A 21,767-nucleotide genomic window follows, 5' to 3' on the forward strand; every position below is an offset into this window, starting at 1 on the left:
TTATTCTACACAGTTTTTATTCAGTTATTTTTTTTTTTAAATCCATTCTTTCGTGCAATATTCTTGTTATCTCAACATAATCTTTGTTTAGAGTTCTGTAGAATATTATATGTCGATTTGATTTTATTCCCAAAAGTTTCTTTGAAATTCCTTTATAAATCTTTCCTAAATCTTGGTTTTCTGCAATTTCCTCACAGTTTGAAATTAGTTCATCGTAATATTTGTCGGCTTGTTTTTCCGACCAAACTTCAAATGTGTATTCCCAAATTTTAGATAAATCAGCAACAGCTTTGTTCGTTAATTTATAATTAGGCATTCGAGTGTTTTTTCGCTTTTAATGATTCAAGATGTTTTTTTGGGTCAAAATCGTGAGCAATTCCGCTGTCAATTCCTTCTTGAATTGCATTTTTCAAAGCAATCACTTTACTTTCTTCCTCTTCTAAAAGTCTTAATCCAGCACGAATAACTTCGCTAACATTTTTAAATCGTCCTTCACTAATGCTACTTTGTACGAAATGGTCAAAATAATTCCCGAGTGATATTGATGTGTTTTTGCTCATTTTAAGATTAATTTAATTCAAATATACCAAAAATTGGTATAAATGCAAAATTTTTCTCAAATTGCGTAGAACGTCTCGGCTATAGTTAGTACGGGAATTAAAAAGCGATTAATTTCCGATTAAGCACTTAGCCAAAACCTTTTATTTTGTTTTATCTTTTTTATTATAAAGCCAAATCAAAAAGATTTGGCGATTACGTAAATATGCCTAAACTTTGAATTAAGCACCAAAACCCGTATTAATTATAGCCATTGTTGAACTAATCCTCGTTCCTCGGAAGCTTTGCACGGCATATCAAAATACATTAAATTTAAGGTACAAATTTAAAAATTCACTATTATGTATCAAAAAAAAGTAAAACGATTGTTGAAACGGCGCTAGAAAGGGTTCCTGAGTTTCAAGTTTTGATTTATAAACTTACAAAAAGTTTTTCAATTAACGGAAAAGCAACAAGTACCTTAATCAATTATTTACACTTAGACAGAGAGAAAATTGTGTACGGAGTGGATACGTTTACGGATGAAATAAAAAATTCTTCTTTAAAAGAATTATTAAAACAACCTTTTCAAGGGTATAAAAAGCCATCAGAAATTGAAGAAGTTTAGTTTTTTGTTGTTGCTGTAAATAATGTTTAAAATTATGTAGCCTTTATTCAGGACGGGTCAGTATCGTAATCAAGGAAAAAAGACAACACAGACATTATCTACAAAAGATTTTATAAAGCGTTTTCAAAATCATATTTTACCCAAAGGATTTACAAGAATACGGCACTACGGTTTTTTAAGTAGCAGTTGGAAAAAGGAAAAGTTACCACAACTCCAGGTTCAATTAGCCGATAAAGATTTAGATGTGATAGACGCGTATGTCTTGGTAGAAAAATCGGTACATCGTTGCTGTCCAAGTTGTAAAAAAGGAGTCTTAATCACGCTGTTAACATTCGATAGTAGAGGTCCTCCAAAAGAGTATAAAAAGATAGCAAGACGTAAATCATTGAAATACAGGTAATAAAGAAATGGCAATGTGCCCATACAGGATATTACTGCCTAAACTCAAAAAATGACCCCTAAAATGCCCTCTAAAAGGACTAAAAGTTAAAAAAAATAGATCATAAATAGCTCGTATGCAATAGAAATATTGAAAACGCTCTCCTTTGCCCAGTCACACTTCTTTTAAAACCCAAGCCCAAACTGACGTTTTCCCCCTTATCCTTAGCAATGGATCAGTCAACAAGGCATATAGCGTTAGCTTATCGGCACGCCATATGCTTAGTTATTAGCAAAAGTTATTTTTTTATTAGTTTTCTGTTCATTATACTACCATTCTTACCAAAGATTTTAATGATATAAATTCCAGAAGTTAAGTTCTCTATATTTATACTATTATTTGAGTATATATTTTCTCTGAGAACTAGCTTTCCATTTAAATCATAGATTTTAATTTGAGAAATATCATTTGGCTTATTAAAGGAAATAGACTCTAATACAGGGTTTGGATAGAATTGTATTTCTTCAATACCATTAAGTGAAGATATGCTCAAACTATTAGTGTCAAATTTCCATAGTTGATAATCTTTAGAATAATATAAGTGATTATTGTAAACAATTTTTTGACCAAATGCTAGATGAATTAAATTATCCAATTCTTCTATAGGATTTAGAGTCGAAGAAGTAATGTCTAATATCCAACCTTTTTTTTCCCAGTTAGTATCTTTAGGTGAGCTAACAAAAAAAAGATTACCATTTAGCTGGTCCATAGATAACGCTATATAATTACTTAGATTGATACTTGGTTCTTGAGGGTTTTGATCTATTTCAACGACTTCAGAAACCAAATTAGTATTACTATTTAGGTAGAAAAGTGAAGTGCCATTACTAGAATTAACAGAAGAAAAAATTAAATTATCACCAAATGTATTTAAATATGAAGGATAGAAATATTGACTATTAGTTACTGTGTAAATCTCTGAAGTTCCAAAAGAAGTGCCATCAGATTCATAAATAGATAATTTTTTTAAACCTTTAGAGAAAAATGAAAAATACATTTTATTATTTAACTCGATTGCATCACCAAAAGTTACAAGATTATTCTGAGCATTCCACACACTTGTAACTTGGTTTGTTCCACCAGTTGTTCCATCTGTTTCATATAAAAAATAACGAGTAATAAAGTACAATTTGTTGTTGTATTCTATATACTGACTCAAGTCTGAAGTACTTCCTGTAGAACCATTACCATCTATTTCTCCAGTTAGCGCAAAAGTTCCAGCATCAGTACCGTCACTTCTCCATACTCTTGAGTCACTAGATGATGGTACTTGAATAGTAAAAAAAAATATATTATTCACACTTCCTTGAAATGTAGGTACATTCATTAAAGCGATGTTATCTTTAACTAATACTGTGCCTGAGCTCGTACCATCTGATTTCCAGATTTGTAAGGTATTGCCATCCGTTTTTATTGTCATAAAAAAATCATTTCCAACCGAAGTCATTCCAAATAGTCTTCCATTGTAAGTAGTTACTAATGATGAGCCTACTTCAGTTCCATTAGTCTTCCATATTTCACCTCCAGAATAATCATAGTTATTTTTTGCAACAAAAAATAATTCATTATTAAGTTCAGTTGAATAAAAAGTAGTCAAACCATCAGTTTCACCAGGCTCAATATCTATAACTAAATTTGTGTTTGATGATGTGCCATCACTTGACCATAATTCTCTACCAGAACCATCATTTCTTGCTGGAAAGAAAATTTCGTTATTAAACTCTTGAAGATATGCAGGACTAGAACTTTGAACACTGTTGTATGTGAAATTTGAAACTTGTATTTGTGCCTTTAAATTAAAATAAATAGTCAATAATGTTAAAAAAAGTAATTTTCTTTTCATAATGTTTGCTTTAATTTTTGCTAACGTCTTGGTATATGAAAAGTAGCAGATTAAAAATACTATTACTTTCAGTCTTTGAACAAAAATAGTAGAAAAGCACAAACTTTGTAGTTTGCACTTAACTGCTATTTTTTATATACCGTGTTGTGGTTTGTATTTATTCCGATAAAGATGTACTATATTTAACTTTTATAAAAGATTCATTTTTTTTAATGAATACATTGAATTCATTAAAGTGTAATAATAATTTATAAGAATCATATTTTTTTGATGTACTATCAATTAACTCTTTTCTATTATTATTTAAGTACTCTTTAATATCATAAGTTTTTTTAGGCTTAAATTTCTTTAAAATTTTTGTTTTATAAGATTGTGCAAAATGATTCATTGTTTCATTGTTTATTCCTGCTTCAAAAGCTGAAGTAATAAATTTTTCGTTTTTAAAAAAAAATCTATGATTATTTTCATAATTAATTTTTAACTCTAAATAATTATTGTTGTCAACAAAAAATAAGGAGTCTTTAACCGTATTTTGAGCTGAGCAACTTATAGTAATAAAAATCAAATAGATATTTATAAATATTTTTTTCATAATATTAATTATTTGGGCAGTTTGTAGTTGTTGAGGAGTAATGTTGTTCTAAACTTGTTTTCAAAGCTAGTTTTTTTGCGTCAGATAAATCTATATATGCTTTAACGTTTTGGTCTTTTAAACCTTGCCAAGCTAATGCTTCATAAAAATCATCCTCAATTGGATTTGCTCCATTATCAGTTAAATAATTATAATCTCCAACCAATACATTTTTGTGATAACTTTTTAAAGCATCTCTCATTTGATTTATATATAAATCTGCCATAGTACTATGGTGTTGAGAAGGTTGAAATTTTGCATCTTTATATTTATTATAATTCTTTACTTTTTCAATTTTCATAGAATTCGTTTTTAATGACACACAACAATTGTATATCATCATTGCTGATATACACAATATGTATAATGTCAAATTTAAAGGAAAAAGTAATACTATCTATGCGTATTTATACGTGTTTTTTACGTTTCTATGCACTCAATGAATTTCTAATGGACATAGAATGCCATTTATAGGGTGTACTGAAGGTTCCTAAAAATGAATTTGAGTTAAATAATACGGAGCTCCATGCTATTGAATAGCATCTCCAACGTTAAAATTAAATTGAATATCCGTTATTTATTGCCATACTTATTTGTGGTAGAAGAATATAAAATGACTAACGGATTTTCTTTTTGCTGTGTAGGTTTTGTATGTATAGCGATACTCTTACTTGGCGTTTTTTTCACCTTCACAAGCTGTTTCTGAGTCAAAACCAGCTAGTTTTGATTATATCTAGAATTTTACTGTAATTGCTAGGATCATTGGCTAAGGTTCTTTCTAATTCCTTCCTAATTTGTTTTTCTTCCATCAATACATTGTTTTAATTCTAGCGTTTAATTATTTAATCTTCTTGTTTAATTTTTTATAAGAATAAACAATAAGGTAACTTGTAAAAAAAGTAGATACTGTCAAAGTTAAAAACTTAATTATTGCCGGCATTTCAATGTCTTTCAAACCCAAGGCTATTATACCCATTATAATAAAATGAATTATGTATATACCATAGGAGTTACGATTAAGCTCATCCCATATTTTACTTTTACTGTTTAAGTAATGTTTAAAAATAATAATCATAGAATAAACCAGGTACGATAATGATAGTAAAAAGCTTGCTCTATTTATCAGTATATCTATTGATTTACTAAGTAGGGAATCACCTGGGATTGTTAAATTATATATTTCTACTCCGCTATATATAGTTATAGCTATCCATCCTATAATATGGCAAATCATCTCAATTTTCTTATTTCTTATATCTGATTTAAATGTATTTAACTTAAAAGTTTGTGATCCTACTAAAAAAGCTAAAAAAAATATAAATATTCTCTTATTCTGAAAAGTTAATATTGCTGATGTTGTCCAAGTACTAAGATTAAAATAACGCACTACAAGCAAATATATCATACCTAGAATAAGAACAAAGAAAAGAAATTTGCTAAGTTCAATTTTTGAAGTGTCTATTTTAGAGAAAATAAGGTATATGATATTGAATAAGAATAAAACAGGCAAAAACCATAACCAAGATTGATTCCATATTGAATTCCAATGAAAATAAGTGGTCCAATCTTCCTGGGGCATGTTACGTGAATATAAATATATAATCTTGTAGAGAGGTATTAATGTCAGAACAGCTATTGACCAAGGAATGATTAACCGTTTAAATTTCAATGTTATAAATTTTTTATATGTCTTATTTTTTAGTGATAATGGCACTAAAAATCCAGATACAAAGAAAAACGTATACATTACAAAAATATCTAATATAAAGAGCAATATGCCAAGATAATCATTGTTTAATGGATCAGAAACTATCCAAAACGTAGAGTACATAGAAACTTTGTCATACGTAACACCAGCATGAAATACGACTACTAAAAAGACCATGAAAGACTTAAGGTTATTAAGCCAATATATTTTATTATTATCAGTCATATTTTATTTTTTAGTTCAGGCGCTTTTCAGCTTGTGGACAATAACAGGATAAACAGAAGTTTTATGCTTTTTAACAATTTGTTTTATGAAAGCAAAGATAATTGTTGGTAAATATAAATTTTGTGTTAAACCGCAATTATACATGTGGGTTTCCTCAAATATTCCTGTTTTTTTTTTTTTCATAGTAACTTATACTCGGGTTCCAAATGGAAATGTTTATACCTAAATAAATTAACTTCTTTTTTTAAAAAAATAATGGTCTAATGTACTTGTTTTAAGTATAAAAATATAGCGTATTAATATCTTTTTTTTTGCTTTTATGCACTCAGTGAATTTCTAATGGATATAGAATACCATTTATAGTGTGTGCTGAAGGTTCCTGAAAATGAATTTGAGTTAAATAATACGTAGCTCCATGCTATTGCATAGCATCTCCAACGTCAAAATTAAATTGAATGTCCGTTATTTTTTGCTAGCGGCTTTTTTTGATTGCTTTGAACGTGTACTACAATATAATTACACCTTAGTGTTTAAGTGTTTGTATATGCTCCTTGTATGTGTTTAATGGTATTGCTATTAGCATCAGCCCAAACTAAAGTAAGCGCTGCTCCATTAGAACACATTGCAACAGGACTATTTGTATGAATAGCTACATCAGTCATTTTCTCTTCTTTTGTCCATCCAGCTTGGTCTAGTGTGCCATAGCCATTGGATAATTCATTAGCTGCAGCGTAAATACCTGTGAGCCCAAATTTTTCAGTGTAAGCATTCGATAGGTCTTTATACCCTCCGCGGTGCACCAGGTGCATTTCTCCAGACAACGTTGCCATCGCCATATGGCCCAAATTTTGATATTCATCGGCCAATGCTGCCATTTTCTTTGAAAAATGACCTACCGTGTAATCTGTTACTGACCACTGAGCCAAAGTAGTATTATTTTCTGGAGCAGGATTGCCATCGAAGTCAACGGCATCAATAGCATTAAATGAGGCAGTATTAAAAGAGGTTATTCTCATTTTACGCGTGTTCCGTTCTTTGTAAACTAGTAACAAAGCAGCCCCTACTTGTCCTAATGTTATGTCTCCGTCTGTTAGCTGATTTACTGGGACAACTGTCCCTGAAAAACCATTAAAACCCCCTTCCATTGATTGCATAAATCCATCCGCAGCTACCCAACATAGCATCCATTTATTTGTCGCAGTATCCACGTCTAAATACGTTGCTAAGGCAATACTTCCTAATGTGGTTTGTTGCAAAGAACGTGTTTCAGACCATTGTTTTTTTACCGTGTTGTAAGTGGTCTTCATTAATTCTCCATTTGGGCCAATATGTACCAATATTGTTTTGTTTTCAATGGTTGCTAGAGCAATTTTCCCTTGGGTGATAATGCCTAGTTTATTAGGGTTGTTCCAGCCTGAAGCGCTGAGGATACTACTAAATAATTGTCCACTAGCATTGGAAAATACCATATGTTCACCTTCTGTTTCATTGGTAATGGCAAGCGCATTTCCCACAGAGAAACCGGTGTTTACTGGAGCATTCCAAGCAAAGGCTTCGTTCCATAAGAAACGAAACCAATTTGCACCGTGGTCATTCTTATTTAAAGAGCCTAATTGATAATTTTCTTCAACAGTCTTAATAAGGTTATAGTGATTATATGGAGTTGAAATAATAGTTCCAGGTTCAATCATATCTCCTAAAAGAACCGTGTATACTTGGTTTGGACCATCGTAACTGGTGTCATACCCTATAGCATCATAATCGGCCTCATCAAATGTGACAACAATTAGCGTTCCCTTAGGTACATTAGATTGTGCCCAAGCTTTTTTCGGATCGCTTAATAACAAATCCACATCTAAATTAAGGCCAATATTATTTAAACCTGTTTCTGAACCTCCTTGGATTTTTGTAGTTGCAATGTTTCCTAGAAAAACATGCTCTAACCAAGTAGATAATTGTGAAACCAGTTGTGTACGTGGGTTGGTATCGATATGCGTATTGTAAAGGTAATGGCCATCGTTCCAAATGTCTGGTGTAAACCAGCTATATTCAGGAAGAGAATCATTAGCAACATCTTTCCAGAAATCCACGTCACTTACGATTTTATTCCATCGCGCTTCCTTTTTTTGAACGTTATGAAACGAAGCAAATGCATTGTGTTTGCGATAATACCTTGATAGATCTTTAGCACCAGCAGGAGGATTTTGAGTAATGGGTTGATCTTGGGCTGGATACTTCGGGCTTTGCCAAGCGGGATTCCATGGTTCGTTTGGGTAAGCTTCCATATACGCTTTCCAGCTCACGTTTTTTTCTTCTAATAAATCTACTAAAGTTTCTTGCAAGAGCGGTGAGGAGGGTGGTGTGTCATTGGTAACACCACATACTTCACCAGCCAAAGAAGCTAAATAATTTGTTTGAGAAGGATGAAATGCACCAAAGTAATTGGTCATATCTGCTCCAGCAGAAGCTAGCTTTTTTAAGAAAGGATTTGAAATCACGTAGTTTCTGTACTGATTCTCAAACATTATGGTAATAATGCGATTAAATGGTTTTTTCATAAAATAATAAGTTAGCGGGTTTTTACGCACTAATTTTTCGGTTAAACACAGACCTTTTTTATATTTACTAACTTTCGTTTTTGCGATTAAACGACTATTATTTTTGCCTGGTTTTATATTTTTTTAGGCATAATATGATTTTATTTTATATCATCATAGAACTTCACCATACTTACTTGCATATAAGGTAATAACCAAAGGAAACCAATACCTAATGTGAGGATGCAAAGTAAAGACCATCCAATAAACCTTAGTCCTAAACAGAAATACTTCCATTTATATCCGTCCATCATTTTTTTGCTTTTATCGATTGCTTCCATTGCCCCAATTGAATTATCATCAGCAAGAATATAAAAAGTCATAGAATAAGATAATGCAGCAATAATACCAGGGATTATTAACAAAAGAGTCCATAATAATATAAATAAAAGCATCAGTAAGTAAGCTCCTAAAGAAGTGCCAAAATTATTAAACCCTTGAAATATTTGCTCTAATCTTGCGTCTTGATTCCTTGAAATATTTATTGAAAATATAGCAATTCCAACCGCCATAGGACCTGAGATAATTAATGACAGTAAACCTGCAAGTGGGAAAAATTCAGTCGTTGCCTGAATAGCACCAATTACTAACATATATACAACGAATGTTCCAATTGCAAGACCCCATTTCTCCTTTAAAGATTCACGTGCCATTTGCATTAATACTAGATTCTCTGTTTTCATACTATATTGTTATTATTATTATTATTATTCCTACTCTTATGGTTTTTCAGATACACCTTTTTTTTTGTCACATTGAGTGGTTAGCCCTTGGGCTTTCTCAGACCTATTTTTTGTTTTTAACTTGCCCCCAATGTGTTTATATGCTTATGTCAATATATTTTACCTATTTGGTAGGATATATTGATGTTTTATTCTTTACAACAATTTGTTTTATGAAAGCAAAGATAATTGTTGATAAATATAAATTTTGCGGGTTATCGCAGTTAGATATAAGGTTTACCGCAAATATTCCTTTTTTTTTTCACAGTAAAGTATGTTCGCGTTCCAAATGGAACTATTTATACCTAAATAAAGTAGCTTTTTTCTTTAAAAAGGTAATGTACTAATTTACTCGTTTTAAGTATTAAAATATACCGTATTTATACCCTTTTTTTGCTTTTATGCACTCAATGAATTTCTAATGGATATAGAACACCATATATGGTTTGTGCTGAAGGTTCCTGAAAATGAATTTGAGATAAATAATATGTAGTTTCATGCTATTGCATAGCATCTCTAACTTCAAAATTAAATGAATTAGAATGTCCGTTATTTATTGCCAGACTTATTTTGTTGTAGAAGAATATAAAATGGCTAACGAATTTTCTTTATGCGGTGTAGGTTTTGTATGTATAGCTGCACTCTTAATTGGCGCTTGTTTTTTACCATTACAAGCTGTTTCTCAGTCATTAATTCAGTTGGGGTTCTGGGCAATTACTGCCAACTAGTTTTAAATCTACTATTGTACTAAATTTTTTGCCATTCCTGCCAAAGTAGTGATGATGTCATGCGGTATTGTTTATTGCGCGTGTAAGCACTTAATTTATTAAATAAAAACCAACAAGAGAATCCGCGAAGATTTTCTTAAGTAGGGCAGCACAACCATAAATTATTTACGGTGTTGTACTTTGTTCATATTAGAGTCAGATTAATGTCACATTGCCGTCATAATGGTGTCTTATCAATTGCAAACTAAAGAAAGGTTATATACCTATCTTTGTACAATAAATACTACTGAAAACCTTTAAAATAATGAACCCTAAAACAATTAATTTAAGAGATATTAAAAAAATGAGATTGGAAAGACATTGGTCACAAGATCAATTGTCAGAAATGAGTGGATTAAGTATAAGAACTATTCAGCGAATTGAAAATGGAGAGAATGCAGGTTTAGAATCATTGAAATCTTTAGCAGCGGTTTTTGAAATCAATATTACTGATTCAGATAAGACTCAGGAAATAGAGCAGATTAGAAAAGAAGAAGAATATGTTCAAAATGTTAAGGGCTTTTATAAACTTCTTGTAATTGCAGTTTTAAGTTTGGTAGCTCCCTTTATTATTGCAATTAATGATGCATCCAATTGGATCATTTTTTTATGGATACTGCTTTCTTGGGGAGTAATATTGGGCATCTACTCTCTTAATGTTTTTGATTTTTTTGGAGAAGAATGGAAAAGAAAAATGATTTATAAGAAATTTAAAAATAAGTAAGAATTTTTAATGAGTTACAACGTTCTTGTATCTGAAAAGTAGCCAGTTTTACTTACTAGTTTTTCGGTTTTACATTGACCTTTAATTTATCTATTTTCTATTGGTTAAGCAACTAAATCTCTATTTTTCATATACGTTGTTAGATAAAATATTTTTTTCATATTTGTTGTGAATTATTATTATTGCCAATCCAAAAAGAACAGCTGATACAATTAAAATTGTACTTATGATTCCGTTTACGCCGAATGACATACGGATTAAAATCGTTGAAACGACAAATCCAGAATTTCTTATTATTTTATGAAATTTATCGGTGTAAAAGAAGGAAATTAATAGTAGAACAACATCTACTAAAATCAGAACGGTAAAAAATTCGTCAAAGAATAGATTGTTAATTATTTCAAAACTAGGGTAAACATTTGAAGCAAAAGAAACACCTGATGTCCAATTAAAAAGTGTAATTAAAGCCATTATAAAAAATATTGGAACTAAAACAACGGCAATTATTTTTTTTCTATTAATGAATCTTACAATTTTTGGTTTATTAGGGTTTTGTTGCTGTGATTTGAGCATTCCTTGTTTTTGAAACTGAAAAATTAGATAGAAAAGAATGATTGATGCCAAAATATCATACGTAAATTGTAAATCACCTTTAATTTCAAACCAATCAGACGACAGTTCAATTGTAGATAAATCCTTAAACAACTTTCTAATAATAATAAGTGTTATTATTTCATATTGTTTGGTTATGTAGGTGGTAAAAGATTTTGGTAAATAATATATTAGCAAGTAAACTTCATAGATAAGTATAAAAGAGAATGGGGTGTATATTGCAGATACCGGATCATTAAATAATTCTGATTCTGGAAGAATATTAATGATGCTGAATTTTGATAAGTAAATTAAAATTAAGTGGACAAAAAATCCAAATAACGCAACGTAGAGTATTGTTTTTTCAATCCGTCTTTTGGCGAACTCAGATAGAAAAATTTGATAAATTTTATTTAATAAATTCATATACATTCATTCTAATATATTTTCCTAACATCCTTATGTGTAAGAAAAATGGATGGGCTTAAGCACTAAAGTTAGTAAATAAAACACAAACTAGGAAGGTTCACGAGAATTTAAAGAAGTGGGCGAGAACTAGCAATTACTTATAGCCATTGTTGTAAACAGTTTTATTCCAAAATGTGTTTTGAAATATCTTCTGGTCAAACAACAAATTTTCCATATGGACTACTTTTTTTAATTCCGCAAATTTTTTTCTTCTACTTGAAGCAAACTCTCTCGGTAAATAATTCTGATATTTTTTTTTGGAACATGTAAATGCTCTAAATTACCTTTTACTCTTTTATGAAATTTAAAATAGGGCCTTATTAAAATCAGTTGGCCTTCTGTGTTCTTTTTTAATTGTTCTAAATGATATGAAACACCTGTAGTGTCTAAAAATTTTGCCATTTTTTATTGGTTTCTTGGTTTTCCTAAATTATTTACAACAACGGTTTATGCAGAACTAGTTGTATGAAAGTACACGCTTCTTTTTCCGCAATACTATATGGTGTAAAGCAGGGAAGGACTTTTGCCTTAGCCACAGCAAGTAATTAGTTATACACGCTATTGTGGTTTCGTTATTTCTTGTCTAGTGTATTGAAGTATTGTTAAAATTGTTTAATAAAAAGTTAAATAAGTTAAACATAATTAAATATTCGCTATCTTTACGAAGTATTAAAACTTAAAAAAAACAATAAATTATGAAAAAATTAGTTCTTTTATTAACAATTACAATGTCTTTAGCCTTATCTAAAAATGCTACTGCACAAGAAACAATAGTAGATGTGGCGGTTGGAAACGAAGATTTTTCAACATTAGTAACTGCTTTAAAAGCAGCAGATTTAGTTGGTGCTTTGCAAGGAGATGGACCATTTACGGTTTTTGCTCCAACCAACGATGCTTTCGCAAAAATTGATTCGAAGGCATTAAGTTCTCTATTAGAAGCAAAAAATCAAAAAGCATTAGCTAATATCTTAACATATCATGTAATATCTGGTAAGATAACTGCAACTGATGTTGTAGATGCTTTAAAGAAAGGTAATGGAACGGTAGAATTAAAAGCGTTAAATGGTCAAGTGTTGACTGTAATTCAAAAAGATGAAAAAATTTGGTTGAAAGACGTAAATGGAAATTATAGTGAAATTGTTGCAACAGATGTGATGGGTAGTAATGGTGTAATTCATGTAATAAACACTGTAGCGATGCCTAAGTAAGTGCAAATTATTTGTTATAAAAAATGAAAGCCTCGATAATTCGAGGCTTTTTATTGCTCTATTTTTTTCTAGAATTCCTATTTCTTTTCATCAATGAATTTTACTAAAGAATCTTATCATTAGGCAGCGGTTAGTCTTAATGAAGCACAACGGTATTGTATAAGATTTGTGTGGCTTAAAATAAGTAGGGTTTTCAGTTTAGCATAAATGTTAATTGATTGTTTTGGCTTTACAATTTATATTTAAAGTTAGTGTAAATTTTATATGGTGTTGTACTTTCGTTATTTTTCTTTTAATTCTATTTCTTTTGACTCTTCAAAAATTGTTTTATGGCAAATATCAGCGCTGGTCGATTATCATTAGAAGTAAAATGCCCAGCTTCTTCAATTACTACCATTGTAGAGTTTGACACCAAATCACTGAATTTCTTTACAGTCTGTGGCCGAGCCTCATCAAATTCTCCAGTAGTAAATAATACAGGCACCCTTATGTCTTTAAGGGTTTGATGTATGTCGTAATTTCTTAGTGTTCCAGTTGAAGTGAACTCACTCGGACCCCACATATAGTTGTATATAAATGAGTCGCGTTTGTATTTTAAGGTATCATATGGATGTAGTTTATATGCAGTTCTCATTCCATGTTTTTTTGCAAATACGCTGTTGGCGTTGGCGTATGAATCTGTATTGAAAATGCTGTCCGCTTCAGCAATTTGGATGGCAGACTGAATAGAATCAGGCAATGCAGCTACAAGTATGTCGGCATCGTCAGTCCAGATCTTAGTGCTAAAATAGGGGCTATTAAATATAAGCCCTTTTATGCCTTCAGGATATTTATTATAGTATTCGAGCGCCAAGGCAGTACCCCAAGATCCTCCAGATAAATAAAATTCATTCAATTTCAATGAAGTTTTAATGGCACGTACTTGTTCAACAAGCTTATGCACTTTTAGTAGCGTAGTATCTTTATGGTGGTCAGACCGTCCATTTCCTAATTGATCAAATACTATTACTGGTCGTTCATCGGCAATTTCTGACAAGTTAAAATTACTTGTGCCACCAGGTCCTCCATGAAGATGTAGTAACGGGGTGTTGTCGCCCCCTCCAGTTATTGCATACCAAATTTTTCCGCCCTCTACTTGTATAAATCCATTTTTAGCCTTTAAATAAGGATTTGTTGGTTTCTCAAAAGGAGCGCAACCAGAAATAAAGAGAATTAAAAGGCCAATAACAACAATGGGAGTTTTCTCAAAGGTAAATTTAAAGTGTTTTCTAGTTTTGTTATTCGTCATAAAGTTGGCTTGTATTTTTCTAAATAATTTTATCATTGGTTAGTGGTTTCTGATAATGTTTTACAACGGATGGCTAAAATGTTAGGTTGGTTGGGCATGCATTTTAGCTTTTGTTGTTAAGCGTTTTTATTTTAGGCCTATTAATTGAGCTTTTCCATCTTCATTTACCACGAACGAATGAAGTTCCTTTTGGAAATTACCTATTGAAGATGGCTCAACAATATACTCCAATTTTAATTTACCCTTCTCATTTTTTCGATATTCGGTAGCTATGTTTTCTTCTAATGTTACAAGTACTTCAATATTTTCTTTTGAGTCTATTGGGCAAAACAACATTTCGAAAAAGGCATAACTTTCTTTTTCTCCCGCAGAATGAGTTATTTTACCTTGACCATTTAGAAAATCGTTTAATTTTATTTGGGGCAAAGCTGTGAAGCTGTTTTCTTTGGTCATAAACTTCTGTTGTTTCAGAAGCTGGATAGTGGTTTAAGTATTCTGTTGTTGAGGTAAATAGAAATCCTAAGCTGCGTATTAATATCCCTCACGTGGTTCCGTTAAGCCTGTATAATTACTCTCAACCTTTACAGTGGTTCCATCAAAAACAGCAAGGTCGTGTGGCGTGATTATACATTTAGAGATCAGTTTATTCGAAGAAGGAGAGATAATCAATGCGTAAACAGTTTCATTACTTTTTTCAATTCTTTGCGCTTGACTGTATCGGCTAGTGCCAGGCTGTATTGTACCACCCGATTTCCCCATATTGGGCCAAGCCAATTTTCTATTAATGCCTAAAAATCCAGTGCGTTTCCACTGGCGTGATGTATGGGTTGATACGTATATATCAACGCCTTGTAATCCAATATTCTTAATAAGTGCCATAGTTAGTTTTAGTTAAATGAGTGTTAAATTGATATTGAATGGTCTACTATAAAATAAACCGATTAAATAGTCTAGAGGATGGGATATTATTATTATTATTATTATTATTATTTGTTTATTTTTAATGCTTTACTGCTATTTTTTATATAACATGTTGATAGCCGTTTTTGAAATTAACCAGATGTTGTTCTTTTGCAGTCATAACTATTAAGATCACAATGAGTACAATAATCGCCATTCGGAACACAACTACAACAATTTGCACAATTTGTTGTAGTACAAACCGTTTCTCCTACTTGCATGAGATAGTGTCTATTTTGTGATTTATTTTCACTTTCTATTAAAGCTATGGTCGAAGCAGACCCATCTTCATTATAAAACCTAATATAACCACTTTCTTCAATTTTGAATATTTCATAAGAAAGTGCTTTTTTTCCTAATTCTATTTTTTTAGAATATTTATTAAAAGAAGTAATTAATTTTTTTTCAATTATTCCTAATTTAATTTCATCATTGAGTTTATATGCAATAGTAGAACCTACAAACTTTTCAGGTGAAAATTCAGAAGAAATTGTACTTTTAATTTTACTAGTGTCATCTTTATTACCACAGGATACAAGAACAATAGTTAGAAATAGAATAAATAAATTTTTCATAATTTTAAAATATAATGCCCCATTAAGGTCTTAAGCGGTTCGGTTTTCGACCTAAAATAATCATTTAATTTTACATGTTTTTTAGCTCTTTTGATTCAATCACTTTATAGTGCGTGACTTTTGTTGTTTTAAATTACAACTTTCTTTCTCTGAACCGTTGATTTTTTCTGCAATGTTTCTGTCAAATGGCTACCAACGGTTGTATATTATCATTGCTGATATACACAATATGTGTACTATCAAATTTAAAGGAAAAAGTAATCCTATCTATACGTATTAATACCCGTTTTTTACTTTTATGCACTCAGTGCATTTCTAATGGATACCGAATGCCATTTATAGTGTGTGCTGAAGCTTCCTAAAAATGAATTTGCAATAAATGATAGTTAGCGCCGTGCTATTGAATAGCATCTCCAACTTCAAAATTAGATGAATTAGAATGTCCGTTATTTATTGCTAGGTTTATTTGCACTTATACAGCGATAAAATTGTGTACGGAGTAGATCCGTTTTCGGATGAAGTGAAAAATTCTTCTTTAAAAGAATTACTAAAACAACCTTTTCTAGGGTACAGAAAACCATCAGGAATTGAAGAAGTTTAGTTTTTTGTTGTTCCGGTGAAAGTGGTAACGGTTTGTATATGAAAAGTAGCGGATTAGAAATGCAATTACTCTCCGTTTAGAAGCAAAGATAGTTGAAAAGCTCAAACTTTTCATATTGCAATTTTCTGCTATTTTTTATATACCGTGTTATTCCCTTTTTTCTGTTATACCCCAAATTCATGCATTCGTATACAAATATCAAATGCCTATTATATTTTTTCATAATTCATTACATTAATTCCTCAATTTTGAATTGTCAAACGTTAGGGAATAATAAGTTTAGGTATAAACACCTATTTTAAAAATGTGGTATTTATACTCTAAAATATGCTACGGTATTATTATAAATTTACGTAATCAAAAACAAGTGATTCGATTGGAGTAGCTACAATTCGTTTTTGATTACAAAGGCGAAATCCGAAAAGCCTGTTTTAAATAGAGTAGGAGAACTTAAATAAAAATAAAATGTCAAATAAAACTAATATGTTAGGAGCGTTTTCACCGTATTCATGTGAAATTAATAATGATAGTAAAACAGCTTTTGATGAAGCTATTAAAGGACTTTTGGGTGTGATATATACGCCAGTAGCAGTGTCTCAGCAAGTAGTAGCAGGTATGAATTATCATTTTTTCTGTAATACAGAATCTGTAACAAGACACCCTGTAATTGGAGCTGTGATTGTAAGTGTTTACAAGCCTTTAAAAGGTGATGCTCACATTATTAATATTAAAGAAATTAATTAATATTTATAAAACTTAAATTATGCAACCTATTCCAATAAAAGTAAAAAATGTAACAATTTATCAATATTTTAATCCACTTGAACCTTTAACAGAAGTGATTTTAACTGATGGTACTGGCACTTATTCTTTGGGCACATTAGGGCTTAATGCTTTTTATAATTTAACTTTAGATAATGAAGGAAAAGTAACGAATCCATTAAATGTTCATGTTAAGTATTATGCAACATTTGAAACAGAATCGGGACACATATCTACTACGCCTTGGATGTATTGTCTAGACAATTCAGACAATCCTGAGTTCGGTAGGACTATTCATATGGTTGCAGCAGATACAAATGATATAGGTGTAAATGTAGCCAATGAATCAGGTTTTATAACACTTGGAGCATTAACGAATATTACTGTTTCTCAATTTTTTCCGCCTCCAGCTATTGGGCAACGTACATTAATAACTAATGGAACAGGAAATATTATTGCTACAAAACTGGGTACTCCACACGAAATGGGTGTACAAGTAGATACTGGTGACTGGTTCGGTACTATTTTAGCAGGATCTAAAAATATTATGATCTCAGGTAAAACTAAAAATGGAGATACATTTTCTCAAACAGGATATACTGTAATTACAGGAGGAAAGCCAGCAATTTTCTTAAAGGAGTTCTTTCAATAGCCTAGGGGATTAGATTTCTATTAAAATTATAAAACCTCGAAAAAGTCAATTTGACTTATTTTGGGGTTTTAACTTTGCTGTATTTAATTTTAAATTGGGTATAACGTCTAGGCTATGGTTAGTACGGGAATTAAAAGTAGTGAACTTTCGAATTAGCACTTAGCCAAAACTTTTTATTTTGTTTTATCTTTTTTGTACTAAAGCCAAATCAAAAGATTTGGCGGAATTAATAAAGAGGTACAAACTTTTGTTCAAGCACCAAATCCCGTATTAACTATAGCCATTGTTGTGCCTAGTGTTTTTATTTTCTCATGGTTTATCTTTTCTTGCCACCCATTGAGTATGCTCTCTTGAAAACGCATTTTCTGCATCTTTGACAAAGTCCGATAACTCTTTTTCTCCCTGAACTTTAAAACTTTGGTCTTTTATTATTCCAATCTCATGTGCAGTAAGACCATAAGAAGTCGCTAAATCCTGATATTTTTTAATTTGAGACCATGAAACGATACTTGAACCAACTACAATCAATGCTGGTGTTGGCAAATTATAAATGTCGTAACCAACTTCAATCAAAAGCAGTAGGATAATTATCGAGTTAATAACGATTAAACCAATGAACCATTTTTTAGCCATTGCTCTGTTATAACTCGCCTTTGTGTGATACCAATTTCTCTGTTCATTGATTCGATTACTTACGTAATAATTCAATCTATCCGTTAAACTAAACTTTCGAATTTCCAACATAGATTGGGTAATTGTGTCTTTTGTTACACTTTCATGGCTTAAAAAGCTACCAAGTTCACGATTCTGGTCAAGAATATCCTTTAAGTCATTGCAGAATTCTTCTCTAACATTATTTACATTTTCGTTGTTAAAGTAGGGTTCTGCTCTTGTGATAAAACGCCAAGTTCTAGTTTTGACAGATTCGGCAACAGCTCTTCCATTGTACCAAGTTCTGTCATACCTCTTTACTGCCTGAAAAATGGTCAAAAACATAATTGCAAAAAACATAATTGTGGCCAATATCCCAGCAAATGTTGATTCCTTAATATAAATTGATAGAAATGCTGCAGTAATAGACAATCCAATATACCATTTCATTCCAAGCATGTAATACTTTTGACTTGTCAATGAAGCATTATTTGCTGAGTCATAAAGTGCAGGATAGTCTGGTCTATTAGTATTAGATGGCATATTTTCTTATTGCGTTTACAATTGACGAAGTATTCCAACCAACAACAATATCAGCTGCATTTGTTACTGCTTGAGGCATTCTTTGAGCACCCCAAGGCATTACGCCAATGATTGGCTTTCCAATGGATTTTGCAAAATTAATTTCTGCTTGTATCCATCCACTATGCGAAACATACATGCCACCAAGTATTATTACTGCTTCAACAGGTCTAACTTGTCTTTTTAGTTGTTCTATGAGTTGAGTATTATTCATCCCTACAAAAGCTTTGTCTTGTGGAACGCTGTAATTTGAATAAATAAATAGTGGAGCAGCATCTAAGAATTGAAACAATCTTTTATAGGCTTCATCTCGGTGCCAAGCATGGCTTGCGAAAATTCTGTAACGGTGTAATTCTGGCATTTGTTATTTTTTTAAGTTTAAGTTCATTTTGACATTAGGCACAACGGTACGTGGCTATGGTTAAGCGTAGCGACCTGAAAGGTTAATTATAGCCGTTGTTGGCATTAGCGATTTAGTACAGTATTAACACATAAAATTTACATTATGATTAAAAATATTTTTACACTTTTATTAATGATTTTATATAAAGTGGTTTATTTAACAGGTAGTGATAACGGGTATTACCTACATAAAAGAAAAACAGCTTGGTTTTTATTATTTATACCTATTCTATTTTACAGAACTTTTATTAATTTGTTTTTAGAAATAGGTAATATATTTAAAGAGATTTATTCTTATAATAAAAGATGGATATCTGTTTACCCAAAACCAAAAAACAAGCTAAGCTTTAAACAAAAAAAAGATTTAACAAAAAGGTTAATGAGTTGATTTTTAGTTAATGCCAACGGCTATTGTATGAGTAGTAGCCGATTGAAAGCACATAAGTATCGAATTTAAAAGTAACTTAATAAAGGGTAATAGCCTTAAAACAAGCACTGCAACGGCTATTACTTATACAAATTGTTGTAGTGCGTTATTTTTATTATGGCAAAAGTAACAGAGCGTAGAATCGTAACTCAGGAATGGTACGAAACTGAATACTCTAAAACAGGTTGGGATTCTCATGGATGGGTTTTTGATGATGGCAGAATAATTGGGACTACTTGGACTGTTGTTGAGCATATACATTCAGATAAATTTGGGAATCCGTTTATTGGTGTGGCTGAGCGTGAAGCAGATGTTTAATGCACTACAACAATTGTATATCATCATTGCTGATATACACAATATGTGTACTATCAAATTTAAAGGAAAAAGTAATCCTATCTATACGTATTAATACCTGTTTTTTGCTTTTATGCACTCAGTGCATTTCTTATGGATACCGAATGCCATTTATAGTGTGTGCTGAAGGTTCCTGAAAATGAATTTGCAATAAATGATAGTTAGCGCCGTGCTATTGAATAGCATCTCCAACTTCAAAATTAAATGAATTAGAATGTCCGTTATTTATTGCCAGATTTATTTGCACTTATACAGCGATAAAACTGTGTACGGTGTAGATCCGTTTCCGGATGAAGTGACAAATTCTTCTTTAAAAGAATTACTAAAACAACCTTTTCTAGGGTACAGAAAACCATCAGAAATTGAAGGAGTTTAGTTTTTTGTTGTTCCGGTGAAAGTGGTGCCGTGTTTGAATAAACACCCGTTTTAATGGCGTTTATTTTTTGTTGGCGACTTTTATTATAACAGGTTTAATTCAAGATTAGTGAAACCAAAATTCAACTCTTTGTTGAAAGTTTACTTTTGATCGATTGAAAAACATTTTGCATGGTATCTTTATCATAAGAATTTTCAAAAATCACAAGTTCTATTGAGCTCTTTTTACCTCCTATATTGCTTAAGCCACCCTCTATGCCCAATAAGTTGTGGCGAGCGACATCATTTTGCGGAGTGTTTCCTCGATATAGGCCTCCACTGAATAGGCACATTCTTATGTTCTCTATTGTCTCCAGGCCTGAAGAGTTACCAGGTTTGGCATGTTCTGAATTATACAAATGCAGTGCTTCAATCATATTTACGCATGAAGCTTCAACTGCATTGAGAAAGGTTTTGTTATCCGTGTAGTTTTCTCGATTAGGTGGAACGACATAAATCATGCTATAATTTAAAGGGTTACCATTAGGGAATTCTTTTGGATTGAATATGTCAATAAATACGATACCATCGTCTCCCTGTAATTTAATTTTAGGGTCTGGCTTTCGGATAATAGAGAATTGTACTGGGTCGGCGGAGCTAAATTTAGAGTTGTATGCTGATAAATTTGAGCCTGATAACTCGTCATAAAGGCTTTGATGAATCTTCTGATACGTATTCGTATTTTGACCAGCATTTTTTAAAGACTTTTTAAAAGCACGATTAATACCACCAAGACCAACAGAAAATAAGTATCCTGTATTACTAGTTCCAGCATTTACAGAGCCAGAATTTTTACCATTGTCTGTTTCATTGTTTTTTAAAAATAGAGAAACATAACGATTCATAGGGTTAGGGTCTAACACCTTAGCTTTCACGTTGGTATTAGGAATATAAGTATTATTCATATGTAATTATTTAGTTGATTTTAATATTCTTTTATGATGATTTTAATTAATTGTTGCCAACGGTCTCGGCTATGAGTAGTTGCGTGGTTTAGCAGTTAATTTT

The 21,767-nt window shown here is 31.3% G+C and carries 25 protein-coding genes and 1 pseudogene; 9 read left to right on the forward strand and 17 right to left on the reverse strand.

Annotated elements, in window-relative coordinates; all coding sequences use genetic code 11:
- Positions 1 to 16: 16 nt before the first annotated feature.
- Both BTO04_RS00540 and BTO04_RS00545 read right to left on the reverse strand, forming a co-directional pair.
- Positions 17 to 316 carry a type II toxin-antitoxin system RelE/ParE family toxin gene (locus tag BTO04_RS00540; protein ID WP_087562632.1) on the reverse strand — a complete coding sequence of 100 codons (300 nt, stop codon included), beginning with the start codon at positions 314 to 316 and terminating at the stop codon, positions 17 to 19.
- Positions 309 to 560 (reverse strand): type II toxin-antitoxin system ParD family antitoxin, encoded by a 252-nt coding sequence (locus tag BTO04_RS00545; RefSeq protein ID WP_087562633.1) that lies wholly within the window; start codon positions 558 to 560, stop codon positions 309 to 311. Before BTO04_RS00545 ends, BTO04_RS00540 begins: the two co-directional genes overlap by 8 nt.
- A gap of 404 nt (positions 561 to 964) precedes the next feature.
- On the opposite strand from BTO04_RS00545, the gene BTO04_RS00550 reads away from it, so the two are divergent.
- Both BTO04_RS00550 and BTO04_RS00555 read left to right on the forward strand, forming a co-directional pair.
- Positions 965 to 1,165 carry a hypothetical protein gene (locus tag BTO04_RS00550; RefSeq protein ID WP_087562634.1) on the forward strand — a complete coding sequence of 67 codons (201 nt, stop codon included), beginning with the start codon at positions 965 to 967 and terminating at the stop codon, positions 1,163 to 1,165.
- A 58-nt stretch (positions 1,166 to 1,223) separates the two neighbouring features.
- A pseudogene (locus tag BTO04_RS00555) lies at positions 1,224 to 1,565 on the forward strand (transposase); the annotation flags it as partial.
- Positions 1,566 to 1,842: 277 nt separating this feature from the next.
- Here the strand turns inward: BTO04_RS00555 and BTO04_RS00560 are convergent.
- The 6 genes from BTO04_RS00560 to BTO04_RS00585 form a co-directional block, all read right to left on the reverse strand.
- Positions 1,843 to 3,447 carry a T9SS type A sorting domain-containing protein gene (locus tag BTO04_RS00560; protein ID WP_087562635.1) on the reverse strand — a complete coding sequence of 535 codons (1,605 nt, stop codon included), beginning with the start codon at positions 3,445 to 3,447 and terminating at the stop codon, positions 1,843 to 1,845.
- A gap of 157 nt (positions 3,448 to 3,604) precedes the next feature.
- A complete protein-coding gene (locus BTO04_RS00565) occupies positions 3,605 to 4,039 on the reverse strand; it encodes a hypothetical protein (RefSeq protein ID WP_157662397.1) in 435 nt (144 codons plus the stop codon).
- A gap of 4 nt (positions 4,040 to 4,043) precedes the next feature.
- The gene (locus tag BTO04_RS00570; RefSeq protein WP_087562637.1) at positions 4,044 to 4,379 is read right to left on the reverse strand and encodes a hypothetical protein; all 336 of its coding nucleotides are present in this window, start codon (positions 4,377 to 4,379) and stop codon (positions 4,044 to 4,046) included.
- A 537-nt stretch (positions 4,380 to 4,916) separates the two neighbouring features.
- Positions 4,917 to 6,011: an acyltransferase gene (locus BTO04_RS00575; RefSeq protein WP_087562638.1), complete on the reverse strand. Its 1,095-nt coding sequence runs from the start codon at positions 6,009 to 6,011 to the stop codon at positions 4,917 to 4,919.
- A gap of 530 nt (positions 6,012 to 6,541) precedes the next feature.
- Entirely contained in the window at positions 6,542 to 8,569 is a 2,028-nt protein-coding gene (locus BTO04_RS00580; RefSeq protein ID WP_087562639.1) for an alkaline phosphatase family protein, read from the reverse strand.
- A 140-nt stretch (positions 8,570 to 8,709) separates the two neighbouring features.
- On the reverse strand, positions 8,710 to 9,291 hold the full coding sequence (locus tag BTO04_RS00585; RefSeq protein WP_087562640.1) for a DUF975 family protein: 582 nt from the start codon (positions 9,289 to 9,291) through the stop codon (positions 8,710 to 8,712).
- A gap of 581 nt (positions 9,292 to 9,872) precedes the next feature.
- Between BTO04_RS00585 and BTO04_RS15115 the strand changes: the two genes are divergently transcribed.
- Together BTO04_RS15115 and BTO04_RS00590 are read left to right on the forward strand one after the other, a co-directional pair.
- On the forward strand, positions 9,873 to 10,058 hold the full coding sequence (locus BTO04_RS15115; protein WP_157662398.1) for a hypothetical protein: 186 nt from the start codon (positions 9,873 to 9,875) through the stop codon (positions 10,056 to 10,058).
- A gap of 304 nt (positions 10,059 to 10,362) precedes the next feature.
- Positions 10,363 to 10,821 carry a helix-turn-helix domain-containing protein gene (locus BTO04_RS00590; RefSeq protein WP_087562641.1) on the forward strand — a complete coding sequence of 153 codons (459 nt, stop codon included), beginning with the start codon at positions 10,363 to 10,365 and terminating at the stop codon, positions 10,819 to 10,821.
- 120 nt (positions 10,822 to 10,941) lie between these two features.
- On the opposite strand, the gene BTO04_RS00595 is transcribed toward BTO04_RS00590, so the two are convergent.
- Together BTO04_RS00595 and BTO04_RS00600 are read right to left on the reverse strand one after the other, a co-directional pair.
- Entirely contained in the window at positions 10,942 to 11,838 is an 897-nt protein-coding gene (locus BTO04_RS00595; protein WP_198342087.1) for a hypothetical protein, read from the reverse strand.
- Between the two features lie 231 nt (positions 11,839 to 12,069).
- Complete coding sequence (locus BTO04_RS00600; protein WP_087562643.1) at positions 12,070 to 12,282, reverse strand: hypothetical protein; 213 nt, start codon at positions 12,280 to 12,282, stop codon at positions 12,070 to 12,072.
- Between the two features lie 293 nt (positions 12,283 to 12,575).
- On the opposite strand from BTO04_RS00600, the gene BTO04_RS00605 reads away from it, so the two are divergent.
- Positions 12,576 to 13,088 carry a fasciclin domain-containing protein gene (locus BTO04_RS00605; protein ID WP_087562644.1) on the forward strand — a complete coding sequence of 171 codons (513 nt, stop codon included), beginning with the start codon at positions 12,576 to 12,578 and terminating at the stop codon, positions 13,086 to 13,088.
- Between the two features lie 298 nt (positions 13,089 to 13,386).
- Here the strand turns inward: BTO04_RS00605 and BTO04_RS00610 are convergent, their stop codons facing one another.
- The 4 genes from BTO04_RS00610 to BTO04_RS00625 form a co-directional block, all read right to left on the reverse strand.
- On the reverse strand, positions 13,387 to 14,412 hold the full coding sequence (locus BTO04_RS00610) for a proline iminopeptidase-family hydrolase (RefSeq protein ID WP_232455922.1): 1,026 nt from the start codon (positions 14,410 to 14,412) through the stop codon (positions 13,387 to 13,389).
- A gap of 90 nt (positions 14,413 to 14,502) precedes the next feature.
- On the reverse strand, positions 14,503 to 14,829 hold the full coding sequence (locus BTO04_RS00615; RefSeq protein WP_087562645.1) for a hypothetical protein: 327 nt from the start codon (positions 14,827 to 14,829) through the stop codon (positions 14,503 to 14,505).
- Between the two features lie 78 nt (positions 14,830 to 14,907).
- The gene (locus tag BTO04_RS00620; protein WP_087562646.1) at positions 14,908 to 15,255 is read right to left on the reverse strand and encodes a hypothetical protein; all 348 of its coding nucleotides are present in this window, start codon (positions 15,253 to 15,255) and stop codon (positions 14,908 to 14,910) included.
- Positions 15,256 to 15,428: 173 nt separating this feature from the next.
- Positions 15,429 to 15,911, reverse strand: a complete 483-nt coding sequence (locus BTO04_RS00625) for a hypothetical protein (protein ID WP_087562647.1) — start codon at positions 15,909 to 15,911, stop codon at positions 15,429 to 15,431.
- Positions 15,912 to 16,977: 1,066 nt separating this feature from the next.
- On the opposite strand from BTO04_RS00625, the gene BTO04_RS00630 reads away from it, so the two are divergent.
- Together BTO04_RS00630 and BTO04_RS00635 are read left to right on the forward strand one after the other, a co-directional pair.
- Positions 16,978 to 17,256: a hypothetical protein gene (locus BTO04_RS00630; protein WP_087562648.1), complete on the forward strand. Its 279-nt coding sequence runs from the start codon at positions 16,978 to 16,980 to the stop codon at positions 17,254 to 17,256.
- Between the two features lie 19 nt (positions 17,257 to 17,275).
- Positions 17,276 to 17,926 carry a hypothetical protein gene (locus BTO04_RS00635; protein WP_087562649.1) on the forward strand — a complete coding sequence of 217 codons (651 nt, stop codon included), beginning with the start codon at positions 17,276 to 17,278 and terminating at the stop codon, positions 17,924 to 17,926.
- Positions 17,927 to 18,235: 309 nt separating this feature from the next.
- Here BTO04_RS00635 and BTO04_RS00640 read toward each other — a convergent pair whose 3' ends face one another.
- A complete protein-coding gene (locus tag BTO04_RS00640; protein WP_087562650.1) occupies positions 18,236 to 19,120 on the reverse strand; it encodes a DUF4231 domain-containing protein in 885 nt (294 codons plus the stop codon).
- Positions 19,110 to 19,520 (reverse strand): TIR domain-containing protein, encoded by a 411-nt coding sequence (locus tag BTO04_RS00645; RefSeq protein ID WP_087562651.1) that lies wholly within the window; start codon positions 19,518 to 19,520, stop codon positions 19,110 to 19,112. The genes BTO04_RS00640 and BTO04_RS00645 overlap by 11 nt, the downstream gene beginning before the upstream one ends.
- A gap of 144 nt (positions 19,521 to 19,664) precedes the next feature.
- On the opposite strand from BTO04_RS00645, the gene BTO04_RS00650 reads away from it, so the two are divergent.
- A complete protein-coding gene (locus BTO04_RS00650) occupies positions 19,665 to 19,949 on the forward strand; it encodes a hypothetical protein (protein WP_087562652.1) in 285 nt (94 codons plus the stop codon).
- 156 nt (positions 19,950 to 20,105) lie between these two features.
- Positions 20,106 to 20,306: a hypothetical protein gene (locus tag BTO04_RS00655; RefSeq protein ID WP_087562653.1), complete on the forward strand. Its 201-nt coding sequence runs from the start codon at positions 20,106 to 20,108 to the stop codon at positions 20,304 to 20,306.
- Positions 20,307 to 20,842: 536 nt separating this feature from the next.
- Here BTO04_RS00655 and BTO04_RS00660 read toward each other — a convergent pair.
- Positions 20,843 to 21,664, reverse strand: a complete 822-nt coding sequence (locus BTO04_RS00660) for a hypothetical protein (RefSeq protein WP_087562654.1) — start codon at positions 21,662 to 21,664, stop codon at positions 20,843 to 20,845.
- Positions 21,665 to 21,767 lie beyond the last annotated feature (103 nt).

Origin of the sequence: Polaribacter sp. SA4-10 (assembly GCF_002163835.1) — a bacterium.
Lineage (GTDB): Bacteria > Bacteroidota > Bacteroidia > Flavobacteriales > Flavobacteriaceae > Polaribacter.